At 73.4% G+C, this 13,399-nt stretch carries 12 protein-coding genes and 1 pseudogene; 8 read left to right on the plus strand and 5 right to left on the minus strand.

Annotated elements, in window-relative coordinates; genetic code table 11:
- Positions 1–95 precede the first annotated feature (95 nt).
- Positions 96–911: an NAD(P)H-binding protein gene (locus tag DDJ31_RS04630; protein ID WP_346656294.1), complete on the plus strand. Its 816-nt coding sequence runs from the start codon at positions 96–98 to the stop codon at positions 909–911.
- A 55-nt stretch (positions 912–966) separates the two neighbouring features.
- Here the strand turns inward: DDJ31_RS04630 and DDJ31_RS04635 are convergent, their stop codons facing one another.
- Together DDJ31_RS04635 and DDJ31_RS04640 are read right to left on the minus strand one after the other, a co-directional pair.
- Positions 967–1,806 (minus strand): alpha/beta hydrolase, encoded by an 840-nt coding sequence (locus DDJ31_RS04635; RefSeq protein WP_206280725.1) that lies wholly within the window; start codon positions 1,804–1,806, stop codon positions 967–969.
- Positions 1,807–1,829: 23 nt separating this feature from the next.
- Positions 1,830–3,164: an FAD-dependent oxidoreductase gene (locus tag DDJ31_RS04640; RefSeq protein ID WP_240678278.1), complete on the minus strand. Its 1,335-nt coding sequence runs from the start codon at positions 3,162–3,164 to the stop codon at positions 1,830–1,832.
- Positions 3,165–3,426: 262 nt separating this feature from the next.
- Here DDJ31_RS04640 and DDJ31_RS38930 point away from each other — a divergent pair.
- A pseudogene (locus DDJ31_RS38930) lies at positions 3,427–3,555 on the plus strand (GNAT family N-acetyltransferase); the annotation flags it as partial.
- Between the two features lie 16 nt (positions 3,556–3,571).
- Here DDJ31_RS38930 and DDJ31_RS04645 read toward each other — a convergent pair.
- Positions 3,572–4,561 carry a MerR family transcriptional regulator gene (locus DDJ31_RS04645; RefSeq protein ID WP_127181563.1) on the minus strand — a complete coding sequence of 330 codons (990 nt, stop codon included), beginning with the start codon at positions 4,559–4,561 and terminating at the stop codon, positions 3,572–3,574.
- Positions 4,562–4,686: 125 nt separating this feature from the next.
- Here DDJ31_RS04645 and DDJ31_RS04650 point away from each other — a divergent pair, with 125 nt between their 5' ends.
- A complete protein-coding gene (locus tag DDJ31_RS04650) occupies positions 4,687–6,225 on the plus strand; it encodes an alpha/beta hydrolase (RefSeq protein WP_127181562.1) in 1,539 nt (512 codons plus the stop codon).
- A 408-nt stretch (positions 6,226–6,633) separates the two neighbouring features.
- Here the strand turns inward: DDJ31_RS04650 and DDJ31_RS04655 are convergent, their stop codons facing one another.
- Positions 6,634–7,488, minus strand: coding sequence for a helix-turn-helix domain-containing protein (locus DDJ31_RS04655; RefSeq protein ID WP_127181561.1), 855 nt, complete (start codon positions 7,486–7,488; stop codon positions 6,634–6,636).
- A gap of 174 nt (positions 7,489–7,662) precedes the next feature.
- Between DDJ31_RS04655 and DDJ31_RS04660 the strand changes: the two genes are divergently transcribed.
- The gene (locus tag DDJ31_RS04660; protein WP_127181560.1) at positions 7,663–9,120 is read left to right on the plus strand and encodes an aldehyde dehydrogenase family protein; all 1,458 of its coding nucleotides are present in this window, start codon (positions 7,663–7,665) and stop codon (positions 9,118–9,120) included.
- Between the two features lie 120 nt (positions 9,121–9,240).
- Complete coding sequence (locus DDJ31_RS04665; RefSeq protein ID WP_240678277.1) at positions 9,241–9,681, plus strand: SDR family NAD(P)-dependent oxidoreductase; 441 nt, start codon at positions 9,241–9,243, stop codon at positions 9,679–9,681.
- A gap of 87 nt (positions 9,682–9,768) precedes the next feature.
- On the opposite strand, the gene DDJ31_RS04670 is transcribed toward DDJ31_RS04665, so the two are convergent.
- Positions 9,769–10,668: a LysR family transcriptional regulator gene (locus tag DDJ31_RS04670; RefSeq protein WP_127181559.1), complete on the minus strand. Its 900-nt coding sequence runs from the start codon at positions 10,666–10,668 to the stop codon at positions 9,769–9,771.
- Positions 10,669–10,805: 137 nt separating this feature from the next.
- On the opposite strand from DDJ31_RS04670, the gene DDJ31_RS04675 reads away from it, so the two are divergent.
- From DDJ31_RS04675 to DDJ31_RS04685, 3 genes are all read left to right on the plus strand, one after another.
- Positions 10,806–11,624 (plus strand): inositol monophosphatase family protein, encoded by an 819-nt coding sequence (locus tag DDJ31_RS04675; protein ID WP_127181558.1) that lies wholly within the window; start codon positions 10,806–10,808, stop codon positions 11,622–11,624.
- 159 nt (positions 11,625–11,783) lie between these two features.
- Positions 11,784–12,380, plus strand: coding sequence for an NADPH-dependent F420 reductase (locus tag DDJ31_RS04680; protein WP_127181557.1), 597 nt, complete (start codon positions 11,784–11,786; stop codon positions 12,378–12,380).
- 173 nt (positions 12,381–12,553) lie between these two features.
- The gene (locus DDJ31_RS04685) at positions 12,554–13,390 is read left to right on the plus strand and encodes an alpha/beta fold hydrolase (RefSeq protein WP_127181556.1); all 837 of its coding nucleotides are present in this window, start codon (positions 12,554–12,556) and stop codon (positions 13,388–13,390) included.
- Positions 13,391–13,399: the final 9 nt, after the last annotated feature.

The raw sequence follows: 13,399 nt of genomic DNA on the forward strand, positions 1-13,399 counted from the left end.
CTCTTGATCGCACCCTTGTTCGTGTTCTACTCGATGGCATGAGACCGAGTCATATACATGACGGGGCAGCGGCCGACGACAGGGGTCCCATCCTGGTGACCGGTGCCACCGGGAAGACCGGCAGACACGTCGTGGAACATCTGCGGCGGCTCGGCGCGGACGTCCGGGCCGTCTCCCGCGGCTCCGCCCCGGTGCGCTTCGACTGGTTCGACGAGTCGACCTGGCCGGCCGCGGTGTCGGGCGCGCGGGCCGCCTATCTGGTCGACGCGCAGAACGAGCACGCCGCCGAGCGGATGCGCGCCTTCGTGACGTTCGCGGCCGAGCGCGGCCTCACCCGGCTGGTGCTGCTCTCCGCCCGCGGCTGGGCCGACTCGGGCGACCCCGGGCTGCTCGCGACCGAGGAGGCGCTGCGGGAGTCCTGCGACGCCTGGACCATCCTGCGGCCGACCTGGTTCATGCAGGGGTTCACCGAGGACGACCTGCTGCGCGCCCCGGTGCGGGCCGGCTCCGTGCGGCTGCCCGCCGGCGCCGGCGGCGAGCCCTTCGTCGACGCCCGGGACATCGCCGAGGTCGCGGCGGCGGTGCTCACCCGGGACGGCCACACCGGCGTGATCCACTCCCTGTCAGGACCGCGCGCCCTCTCGATCGAGGAGGCCGTCGGCACCATCGCGCGGGTGACCGGCCGCACCATCGGCTACCGGTCCGTCAGCCCCGACGAGTACGTCGCCGACCTCATGGCCCGTGACGTGCCCGAGGACGAGGCGCGGTTCCTGGCCCGGCTGTTCACCTGGATCCGCGAGGGCGAGGACGCCCATCTGTCGAGCGGCGTCCAGGACGTGCTGGGCCGCGCCCCCCGGGACTTCGCGGACTTCGCCGAGGAGGCCGCCGCGACCGGCGTCTGGGCCGCCTGACCGGCCCCGGGAAGACCGGACCTGGACGGCCCGCTCTTCCCGGGGGCCGGGCCGGTCAGGCGCGGCCGGCCCGGTCCAGGATCTCCGCGGCGATCCTGTCCGGCACCTGCTGGGGCTGCCAGTGCGAGACCCCTGGCAGCCGGACGAAGCGGTACTCCCCCGTCACATGGTCCGCGGTGCGCTCCGCGGCGAAGATGCCCACCGCCGGGTCGTCCTCGCTCCAGATGTGGGTGGTGGGCACGGTGACGGGCCCGAGCGGGTCGCCGTCGTTCTGGAGGGTTCCCGCCCGGTACCACTTCAGCGCGGCCCGCAGGGTGCCGGGACGGGTGTGGGTGCGCACGTACCGCGCGATCTGCTCCTCGCTCAGCGCGCCCTCGGACTGCCGGTACCAGCCGGTCAGGCCGGCCGCGTCGTCCGCGAGGAAGGAGTCGGCGGCGTCCACCGCGCTGAGCGTGGCGAGGTAGCCGGAGTGCAGCCGCTGCTCGGGGTCGACCCGCAGCGCGTACCGGTAGGCGTCCAGGTGCGGGAACCCCGCCGCCGTGAGACTCCGCACCTGCTCGGGGAAGCGTGCCGCCAGGTACCACCCGACGACGGCACCCCAGTCGTGCCCGACGACATGCGCGGCGCGCACCCCCAGCGCGTCCAGGAGGCCCAGCGCGTCGGCGCCGAGTTCGGGCAGGGCGTACGCCTCCACCGCCTCGGGGCGGGCGCCGGGTGAGTATCCGCGCTGGTCGGGGGCCACCGTCCGGAACCCGGCCCGGTGCAGGAGGGGCGCGACGTCGGTCCAGGACTCCCGGCTGTGCGGGAACCCGTGCAGCAGCAGGACCGTCGCGCCCTCCTCGGGGCCCGCCACATCGACGTCGAAGACCAGGTCGTTCACCGGGACTCGCATCATGTCTCCGTCTCCGCGCGGGCTCGTCAGTCGGACCGCAGCGCCTTGCGCACCCAGTCGGCGTGCAGCGCCTGCGGCGGGTCGACGAGGGAGATAACGCGGGTGTAGGCGGCGGCGATCGCGCCGTCGTACCGCGCGGCCTCCAACACCCGTCCCATGTGCTCCTGTTCGGCGAGGATCTCCGGCGTCCTGTCCCCCGTCACCTCCGGGAAGCCCAGGTCGTTGCAGAGCGCCTGACGCCATGCCTCGTCGACGGCGTCCCGCGCCAGGTCGCGGAAGTAGGCGGCGGGATCGGGCACTTGGCCGCCCGCCACATGGTCGCGCAGCACCTTCGCCCCCAGCGCCACGACCGTCATGCCCTGTCCGTAGGTCGGGTTGAAGCTGCACACCGCGTCGCCCAGCGCCAGCAGGCCGGTCGGCAACCGCTCCACCAGCTCGTACCGGCGGCGCAGGCTCGCCGGGAAGCGGTGCGACACCGGGTCGTCGAGCGGCGCCTCGTTCTCCACCATCGCCTCGTAGATCTCGGGCGAGGACAGCGACTTGAGGAAGTCGAGGAAGCCCTCGGGGTCCGCGGGCGGCACATCGCCCAGGATCCCGTACGCGGTCACCACCTGCACCCCGCCGTCGATCCGCGCGCAGACGGCGCCTCGCGGGTAGTCCGGCGTGGCAACGATGTCGACGGAGAAGTCCGCGGGGGACGGCTGCGGTCCCGCCCGGTAGTGCCGCGTGGTGTAGGTCAGTCCCGCCGGGGTGTTCTCCTCGGGGACCTCGGGCCAGCCCTGGTCCACGAGCCATCGCTGGACCCGCGACCCACGTCCGAGGGTGTCCACCACCAGGTCGGCCGCGAGGGTGGAGCCGCTCGCCGCGTCGCCGGTCTGCACGGTGCGCACCCCGGTGACGCGCTGCCCATCGGGCGAGAACCGCAGACCCACCACCTCGGTCCTGTCCAGTAACCGCACGCCCGCCAAACCCCTTACCCGGCGCCGCACATGGGCCTCAAGGGTGGGGCGGGACACCGAGACCGTGAGGAGGTTGGCGTGTCCCTTGCTGATCGGGACGCCGTCCATGATCCAGCGGACATCGCCCGCCACGTCGCCGACGACGGCGCCCGCCGCCCGCAACTCCTCGGTCATCCCGGGGAAGAACTCCTCAAGGATCTGCCGCCCCCGCGCCAGGAGTCCGTGCACATGCCGGTCCTGGGGCGTTCCCCTCCGGTTCGCCGACTCCTCAGGCAGCACATCGCGGTCCACCACGACGACCTCGTCGAACGACTCGGCCAGCGCCCGCGCCGCCAGCAGGCCCCCCATGCTGCCGCCCATCACAACGGCCCGTCGCCCCGCGACCGCGGTCACACCGTCCACAGCGCCCTTCCTCCTCAGGTTCATCACCGACCCCATGCGTCACAGACAGTAGGACTTCTCGGTAAGCGTCCGCCCACGAACCGGTAATCGCCCGTCCTCGCGCCATTGACGGGAGGCCGGGGAGATGGTGGGCGGACGGGCCGCGGGTCTCCGACGCTCTGGCACCCCGTCCCTCTGTCCCTCCGTCTCTCCGTCCCTCCGGGCCTGGTGCGGGGATTCGGTGGGACGTGCCTGGTCGCAAGGAGAGCGAAAGCCACCCGGAAACACCGGCTCGATCGCGTTCCACCGCCGCCTAGGCTTCGACGCGAGGAGGGTCGACGACTACGACGGTCCCGGCCGGGCCATGGTCGCCTTCCGTCGTGCTCTGCCGTTCGACGCCGTACAGCCCTGAGCGACCGGCCGTCCCGTCACCGGCGGGGCGGCGTGCCGTGGTCGGGCTCGGGCGTCCCGGTCTGCGCGGTCAGCGCCGCGAGCAGCCAGTCGTGGGCGGTGCCGGGGGTCGGCTCGGGTCGGCCGCCCGGCGGGGTGATCACCTCGGCCACCAGTTCCCAGTAGCCGTCGAGCCGCGGATCGGCCGCGAGCCGCCCGGCCAGTACCCGCCGGAAGCCCGGAGTGTCCCGGACGCCGTACGCGCTGGTGTAGGCCGTGACGAATCCGTCGAGCGCCTCACCCGGGTGCGGTGCGCGTCCCCGGCGCAGGTGTGCGCCGGCCAGCTCGTACGCCTCCGCCAGCCCGGCGTAGAGCACGGCCGCGCCGCGGGGCCCGGCGGCCCGGTGCGCCTCGGGCTGGGACCTGCCGGTGCCAGGACACGGAGCGAGGGTGAGGGCGTTCAGCCGGGCGAAGGCGAGGAGTTGGGCCGGGGTGGGATCGTCGGGCGGCCGCGGCACCGCCACGTCCAGGAACGCGTCGGCCGAGCGGGCGGGGATCCGGGCCGGCAGCCAGCCGCGCCAGAACCGGACCAGCGGGGCCGTGCTGGGCGGCACGGACACGGCGCCGATCAGCCGCAGCCGGCCGGCCCGCTCGCCGGGCGGGCACTCCTGCACCAGCCGCAGCGCGGCCTCCCGCCAGCGCAACGCCCGCAGCTCGGAGCCGAGTTCGCGCAGCTGCCCGGCGACCGCGGCCTCCAGCGCGCCGCCCGCCCGGCCCCCGCCGCCCGCTCCGTCCTCCTCGTCGACGATCCGCCGGACCTCGGGAACGGAGAGGCCGAGGGCGCGCAGGGAGCGGATCGTGCGCAGCCGTTCGAGCGCCTCGGGACCGTACCGCCGGTGCCCGCCCGCGCTGCGCGCGGCCTCCGGGAGCAGACCGCGGTCGGAGTAGAAGCGGACCGTCTTGACGGTGACCCCGGCGCGCTCGGCGAGTTCCCCGATGCCGCACAACCCGTCGGACGACGTCGCCACTTGAACCTCCCTCAGGGGGAGTTCCTACCGTACCGGCGAGCGCGGACCGGAGATCGGGCCGGTCCCGCGGACTGCGGGCGCGACGGCGTACCGGCGTCGTGCCGTACGGGTACGGAGGAGAGACCATGACCGTGTTCATCCTGGTGTCGGGCATGTTCACCGGCACACACATCTGGCGGGACACCGCCGCGCGCCTGACCGCCGCGGGCGCCGAGGCGCACCCGGTCGCCCTCACCGGGCTCGAAGGGCCGGGCGCGGCGCCGGGGGACGGCACCGACCTGGAGACGCACGTCGAGGACGTGCTCGCGGTGATCGACTCGGTCGGCACGGCGGCGGGCCGGGAGATCGTGCTGGTCGGACACGACTACGGCATCCACCCGGCGCTCGGTGCCGCCGACCGGCGGGCGGAGCGCGTCGGGAGGGTCGTCTACCTGGACGCGAACATGCCGAGGGACGGCGTCCCGGCCCTGGCCACCGTCCCCGACCAGTCGCTGCGCGAGCGGCTGGCCGGACTCGCCGGGGCGGGCGGGGACGGCTCGGCCGGCGCGGTACTGCCACCGCCCGCCCACGACGCGTGGCCGCTGTGGGGCAGCACCGAGGGTGTCGCGGGGGCGGACCTCGACCAACTCACCGCGCTCGCCGCCCCGCAGCCGCTCGGCACCCTGCTCCAGCCGCTGCGGCTGACCGGCGCGGTCGACTCGGTGCCCACCACGGGCGTGCTCTGCACCGGCAACGGCACGAGCATCGAGATGCTCCAACTGCTGGTCGGCTTCGGCGATCCGGCGCTGCGGGCGCTGGTCGACCCCCGGGTGACCTTCTTCGAACTGCCCACCGGGCACTGGCCGATGCTGTCCCGCCCCGCCGAACTCACGGACGTGCTGCTGCGGGCCGCGGCCGGCGAGGGGCACCGTCTCGACCCCGTCGACGCCGAACGGGGCGCGCACCGGCGGCAGTTCCTCCTGGACGTGCCCGACGTCCCGCGGGAGCGGCACGGGACCGTCGACCTGTACCTGCCCGACGCCGCCGAGCCGCGGCCCGCGGTGGTCCTCGTGCCGGGCGGCCCGGTCCCGGCCGACGCCCGGCCGACCCCGTGGGACTGGCCGACCCTGTCCGGGTACGCGCGGTACGCGGCCGGGAGCGGGGTGGTGGGCGCGGTCCTCGACCACCGGCTGCACGGCCTGGCCGACTACGGGCGGGCCGCCGACGACGTGGCCGCCGCCGTCGAGCTGGTCAGGGCCGATCCCCGGGTGGACGCCGACCGGATCGCGCTGTGGTTCTTCTCCGGCGGCGGCCCGATCGCGGCCGACTGGCTGGACGCGCCCCCGGTGTGGCTGCGCTGCCTGGCGGCGACCTACCCGATCCTGGCCCCGCTGCCCAACTGGGGGCTGCCCGACGGCCGGTTCCGCCCGGCGCGCGCGGTGGCGAACGCGGGTGCGCTGCCCCTCGTCCTGACCCGCGTGGGGCTGGAGATGCCCGAGATCGCCGCCACCGTCGAGGAGTTCCTGTCCGCGGCGGAGGACTGCGGCGCGGACGTCGAGGTGATCGACGTCCCCCGCGGCCACCACGCGTTCGAGACCCGCGACCCGACCGACACGTCCCGCGAGGCCGTACGCCACGCGATGCGGTCGGTGCTGAGCCACGTCGGCCGGCACGACACGCCGTGAGGGTGTAGTCGGCGGTGACCGGTGTGTCCGGGGTGGTGTGGACGAGGAGGCCGTTGCGGGGCCTGACGGTGCGCGGCTGGGGGGGGGTGGTCGGGGCCGACCGCCAGGTTTCTCGCACGGACGCTGCGCATCTCCGTCGACGGACTGCGCGCCGTCCACCGCGCGCCACTGCCCACCGAGGCGGCCCCGCCGTTGCGACTCCCGCAGAGGTGAGCGGTCCCGAGGCGCCGGCCGGGGCCGCGGACCGGCGGACCTGAACGGGAGAGGTGGACCGTCGGGCGTTTCGCACGCGGCGGCCCGCTTCCCCCTTCCCCCTTCCCCCGTTCTCCGCTTCTCCGCTTCTCCGGTTCTCCGCTTCTCCGGTTCTCCGGTTCTCCGCGTGTCCGGTGCCCGAGTCGCGGGCACGGGTCAGTCGTTGAGCGGGGCCCGGGTGGCGGTGACGCGGAGGAAGTCGAGTTGTTCCGCGGCCGGTGTTCCCGCGGCCACCGTGTAGGCGACGATCCTGAGGTCCGATCCCGGCACCGTGAGGATGTCGCAGTCGAGGGTGATGTCCCCGACGACCGGGTGGGTGACGGTCTTGCGGTCGTGGCCGAGCGCCCCCGCCGCGCCCTGCGACCAGAGCAGCGCGAAGCGCGGACTGCGGGTGGTGCACTCCTGGATGAGTCCGCGCAGACGGGGGTCGTCGGGGAAGGTGCCCTGCGCGGTCCGCAGATCGGCGACGAGAGCGGCCTCCATGGCCTCCCGGCCGCGTTCGGACCGGGGAAGAGGTGCGGAGGCGGACTCGGGCAGGAACGTGTCGCGCACCAGGTTGCGCCGGTCCGCGGGGTCGTGCGCGGGCTCCCCGAAGAGTGAGCCCCACAGCGGAGTGCACGTGATGAGCGTCCAGTCGGCCGCGAAGACGGCCAGCGCCTGGCCGGTGAGGGCGGCGAGCAGGCGTTGCACGCTGGGCGGGATGTGCGTGGAGATCCGCCCGGCTCCCGGCAGGGGAAGGTGCGCGAGGCGGTAGAGGTGATCCCGTTCGGACGTCTCCAGGTGCAGGGCGCGGCTCAGCGCCGCGGCGACCTGTTCGGACGGCCGGGTGGCGCGCCCCTGTTCGAGGCGGACGAGGTAGTCGACGGAGAGCCCGGCGAGCGCGGCGAGTTCCTCGCGCCGCAGGCCCGCGGCGCGGCGCCTGCCCGCGGTCGGCAGACCCACGTCGGCCGGTGCGAGCCGGTCGCGCCACCGACGCAGCGCCGTGCCCAGCTGGTTCTGTTCCTCGGTCACCGTCTCAGTATCTCCGCCGGGCCCGCGGTGAGGGTGGTACTGCGATTCCTACCGTCGCGGATTGCCCTGGTTGCGGCCCCCGTGCCGGTCGACAGTGGTCGCACCAGGCGACCCGGCTCGGCTCACCGAGTCCGAGCGGGCGGTCGCGGTGGTTCGTCACGAAAGGCCCAGATCATGTCTGTCATCACGCCCGTCCGGAATCTGATCGACGGGGAGTGGAGCGGGTCCGGCTCGGTGCGGGAGTCGGTCGACCCCTCCGACGGCGAGGTCGTCGGCACGTATGTCTCGGCGGGCCGGGCGGAGGCCGAGGCCGCCGTCGCCGCGGCGCGCACCGCCTTCGACACCACCGGCTGGTCCCGTGACCCGGCGCTGCGCTCCCGGGCGCTGTCCGAGCTGGCCGACCGGATCGCCGAGCGCGTCCCCGCGCTGAGCCGGACCCTGACCCGGGAGAACGGCAAGCGCCTGGAGGAGACGGCGTGGGAGGCCGCGATCTCCGTCGACTGGCTGCGCTACAGCGCCGCTTCCGCGCTCACGCAGGTGGCCGGCCGGGCCGCCGAGCCGGTGCCTGGCCAGTACTTCCACTCGTCGCCCGAGGCGATGGGGGTCGCCGGCATCATCTCGCCGTGGAACTCCCCGCTGTGCCTGACGGTGCGTGCCCTCGGTCCCGCGATCGGCGCGGGCTGCACGGCGGTGGTGAAGCTCCCCGGGCAGACCGCCCTGACCAACGCCCTGTTCTCCGAGGCCGTCGCCGCCACCGAGTCCCTGCCCCCTGGCGTGGTCAACGTCCTCACCGAGGCGGGCAACGAGGTGGCGCCGCTGCTGGTCGAGTCGCCCGACGTGGACGTGCTCAGCTACACCGGCAGCACCCACGTCGGCCGCCTCATCGCCGCCGCGGCCGCGCCGACGCTCAAGCGGCTCAACCTCGAACTGGGCGGCAAGGCCCCGCTGATCGTCTTCGACGACGCGGATCTGGACGCCGTCGTCCCGCAGCTGGTGCTGGCGCTCACCCTCATGAACGGGCAGTTCTGCTGCACCGGTTCACGCGTCCTCGTGCAGCGCGGCATCGCTGACGACCTGCGCACCCGGCTGGCGACCGCGCTCGAAGCGGTCAGGGTCGGGCCCGCGACGGACCCTTCCGCCCAGCTCGGCCCGCTGATCGACAAGGCCGCCGTCGCACGGGTCGAGAGCCTCGTCGAGGAGGCCGCCGCCTACGCCAAGGTCATCGTCAGGGGCGGACCCGTCACCGAACCCGCCCTGGCGGGCGGCGCGTTCTTCCGGCCCGCCCTGCTGGAGGTCGAGCGGCTCGATGTCCCGCTGGTGCGGCAGGAGGTGTTCGGCCCGGTCCAGACCTTCGAGATCTTCGAGGACGAGGCGGACGCGGTCCGGCGGGCCAACGCCACCGAGTTCGGCCTGGCAGCGTCGGTGTACACCCACGACGACCTGCGGGCCCGCCGGGTCGGACGCGACCTCCGGTTCGGCGGGATCTGGGTCAACACCTGGGGCTCGATGTCCGAGCACTTCGAACAGGGCGGATTCAAGCAGAGCGGAATCGGCGTGCTGTGCGGGCCCTCGGCCATCCACGAGTTCCAGAACCTCAAGACCTACGTCACTGTCGCGCCGCGACCGTCCTGAGCCGCGGCCCGCGCTCCTGCTCCGCGGCCCGGTTCGGCACGCCGGTCCGCGCCGCGGAGCCCTCACCGGGGGCGTACCGGCGCGTCCCCCTGTTCGTTCCCGTTCTCCCAGGAGTGCGTCGTGTCCAAGAAGCCACCCCAGCATCAGGAACTCGTCGTCGTGACGGGGGCGTCGACCGGAATGGGCGCGGCCACCGCGCGGGAGCTGGCCCGCCGCGGCTTCCATGTCCTCGCCGGCGTAAGGCGCACGGGCGACGGCGAGGCCCTGCTCGCGCCCGGCATAGAGCCGGTGCTCCTCGCCATCACCGACCAGGACCACATCGCGGCGTTCACCGAGGCCGGCGTGAACGCCGACACCGCGGCCCGGACGATCGCCAAGGCCGCGACCGCCCGGAAACCCCACACGCGCTATGCCACCGGGGCGACGGCCGGCCTCCTCATCCGCGCCGGCCGCTTCCTCCCCGACCGCGTGCTGGACCGCATGACAACGTCCGATCCGCGCAAGCACCACCCGGACCGGACCGCGCCAGGCCACCGGGACACGACGGCTGCGATCCGATGACGTCCCGCGTCAGCGACTGACCGACAGAGCGCATACCGAGACCGGTTGCCCAAGTGATTCGCCGCTGCTGAGAACAACCACCTCCCCCTACTGGCATGTTGTCAGCGCGGTCCTCGCCAGTGTGCGCAGCCAGGTGTGGGCGGGGTCGGTGTCGTAGCGTTGATGCCACGACAAGTAGACCGGCGCCGAAGGCAGTTCGAGCGGCAGCGGAAGCACGACCAGGCCGAGGTCCGCGACGGCGGAGCGCGTGGTGGCCTCGGGCGCGGTGGCCAGGAGGTCGGATTCACGCGCGAACTCGAACGCGGCGGCTTCCGTGGGCGCGGTCGCCACCACGCGGCGGGTGAGGCCGAGTTGGGCCAGGGCGTCGTCGACGACGTTGCTGAGCCTTCCGCGTCGCGAGATGTTGATGTGCTCGGCGGCGGCGTACTGCTCGGCGGTCACCGCCTCGACGCGGGTCAGCGGATGCCCCTGCGCGGCGACGATGACGGGGCGGCTCTCGGTCACCCTCTCGGCGCGGACGTCAGGTGCGCTCGCCCTGCTCGCGTTCGCCTCCAAGTCGACCTCGCCACGCCGTAGTTCGGGGGTGTCGACGCTCGATTCCGGGACGAAGCGCAACCGCACGCCCGGCGCCTGGCCGCGCACGGCCGCGAGCAGCGCGGGGCCGCTCAGGGCGACCAGCGAATCGTGCCAGCGGAGGGTGAAGGTGCGCTCCAGGGTCGCCAGATCGAGTTCACGGCTCGGCGCCAGCACTCCCCGCACCTGGTGCAGGAGCGCGTGCACCTGTTCCCGAACGGCGATCGCGTACGGCGTCGGAGTCATCGTGCGGCCGGTGCGCACCAGGATCTGATCCCCGGTCGTGCGCCGGATGCGGCCCAGGCTGCGGCTCATCGCGGGGGCGGTGACGTGCAGGCGAGCTGCTGCCCCGGCCACGCTGCCCTCCTCCAGCAGTGCGTCGAGCGCGGCGAGCAGATTCAAATCCAGTTGCATGAGAGTAATGCTAGCCGTGCTGCACATGCATTTGCGGTTAATCAAGGGGGTGCCTACCTTCGAGGTGAGGGCGCAAGGGGGAACGCACCGCTTGGCCCGATCGACCTCACCCCCTCGACCCAGACGGGAACACCGCCATGTCGGAAACCATGCGGACCACCGATCGCACCGGCTCGGACGCCGCCCTGCTCGCGGGGACCGTGATCGCCGTACGCGCGGCCGGTTCGGTGCTGCGCGAGCGCTTCGGCGACGTGGTCGCCCACCAGAGCCGCGACGAGTTGATGCGGGCTCTCGCCGCCAACGACGACGCGGCCCTCGGCATCCTCCGCCCCAGCCTCACGGATCTGCGTCCGCAGGCGCGCTGGGTGGAGGAGGAGCTTGAAGGCGGCGCCCTGCCGCCCGGCGAGTGGTGGGTCGTCGACCCGGCCGAGGGCAACATCAACCATCTGCACGCGCTGCCGGAGTGGGCGGTGACCGCCACCCTCGTGCGCGACAACCAGCCGGTCCTCACCGCCGTCCACCTGCCGCTGACCGGCGAGACCTACACCGCGCTCGCCGGCGGCGGCGCCCACCTCCACGACCGGCCCCTGCGCGTCTCCGCCCCGGCGGGGCTCGGCTTGAGCATCGTGGCGACCAGCCAGGCCAGGCCGGACGAGGACGAGCGGGTCGTGCGACGCGTCGGCTCCTCGATCACCGCGATGCTCGTCGACGCGCTCGTCGTCCGGACCGCCGTGCCCGCGACCCTGCACCTGGTGAACGTGGCCGCCGGCCGGATCGACGCCTTCTGGCAGTTCGCCGGGGCCCGCGCGGATCTGCTGCCCGGGGCGCTGCTCGTCACCGAGGCGGGTGGCCGCGTCTCCGATGCCGAAGGCCGCCCCTGGACCCCGGCGAGCGAGAGCTTCCTGGCCACCGCGCCCACCATCCACGCCGAAGCCGTCGCCACACTGTCGCGCTGATCGCACGGATCTCGCTGATCGCACGGGTCGCACTGACCTCGCTGACCTCGCTGACCTCGCTGACCTCGCTGACCTCGCTGACCTCGCTGACCGCACCGATCCCACTGATCGCGCAGATCTCACACCACGACCCGCAAACCCAGGAAGGACCACAGCATCATGACCACGATCGCAGTTCTCGGAAACGGCCGCGTCGGCGGCAATCTGGCCGACGCCCTCACCCGGGCGGGACACCAGGTGACGGTGGCGGGCCGCGCGCCGGGCACCGCGGCCGCCGCCGCCAGGACCGCGCGGATCGTCATCAACGCCACCCCGGGCGACAGTTCGCTGGAACGGCTCGCCGCCCTGCGCGACGAACTGCGGGGCAAGATCCTCGTCGACGTCTCCAACGCCACCGTCGACGGGCCGGACGGCCTCCCCGCCGACCTGCTCTACCCCGGTTCCAGTCTCGCCGAGCAGCTCCAGGAGGCGCTGCCCGAGACACCTGTCGTCAAGACCCTCAACACCATGCTGTTCCCGGTGATGACCGCGCCCGCCATGCTCACCCAGACGCCCAGCGTCTTTCTCTCCGGTGAGGATCCGCAGGCCAAGCAGGCCGTCCGCGAACTGCTCGTGGACCTCGGCTGGCGCGAGGGGTGGATCACCGACCTCGGCGGGATCAGGACCGCGCGCGCCACGGAGGCGGCGATCCTGTTCGTCCCGCACGTGATCAGGTCCAGGGGCTTCGCACCCTTCGCGATCTCGGTCGCCGTCTGACGGGACATCGCGCGTCATGACGGGCCGCGGCACGCATGGGGTGGGTGAGGGCGGGAGCGGTCGGCGTTCGCGGGGCGCCCGTTGACGGTCGAGTAGACCGGTCGTATAGTTCTGAACGTCGGAACGCGGCGCTCGCCGCTTCCGCCCACCACTCCCCGGAAGGGACAACCGTCATGGGACGCGTCAAGGTCGGCACGGAGAACAGCACCGATGTCGAACTGCACTACGAGGACCGGGGGACGGGCCGGCCGGTCGTGCTGATCCACGGCTACCCGCTGGACGGCAACTCCTGGGAGGGACAGGTCCCGGCGCTGCTGGCGGCCGGCAACCGGGTGGTCACCTACGACCGGCGCGGCTTCGGCAGGTCCAGCCAGCCGTCGACCGGTTACGACTACGACACCTTCGCCTCCGACCTGAACACCCTCATGGAGGCCCTGGACCTGCGCGACGCGGTCCTGGTCGGCTTCTCAATGGGCACCGGTGAGGTCGCCCGCTACCTGTCCACCTACGGTTCGGGCCGCGTCGCCAAGGCCGTCTTCCTGGCCTCGCTCGAACCGTTCCTGGCCATCACCGAGGACAACCCCGACGGCGCCGCCCCGCTCTCCTTCTTCCAGGAGGTCTCCGAGGCGGCGAGCAAGGACCGCTACGCCTTCTTCACCGGCTTCTACCGCGACTTCTTCAACCTCGACGACAACCTCGGCACCCGGGTGAGCGAGGAAGCGGTCCGCAACGCCTGGAACGTGGCGGCGGGCGCCGGCGCGATCGCCTCGGCCGCCGCTCCCCTGACCTGGCCCACCGACTTCCGCGCGGACATCCCCCGCATCGACGTCCCGACGCTGATCGTGCACGGGACCGCCGACCGCACCCTGCCCATCGACGCCACCGGGCGCCGCTTCGCCAAGGCCCTGCCCGCCGCCCGGTACGTCGAGATCGACGGCGCCCCGCACGGGCTCCTCACCACCCACACCGCCGAGGTCAACGAGATCCTGCTGGACTTCCTCGACCACTGACCGCGAATA

Source organism: Streptomyces griseoviridis (assembly GCF_005222485.1).
In the GTDB taxonomy this organism is placed as follows: Bacteria; Actinomycetota; Actinomycetes; order Streptomycetales; family Streptomycetaceae; genus Streptomyces; species Streptomyces hintoniae.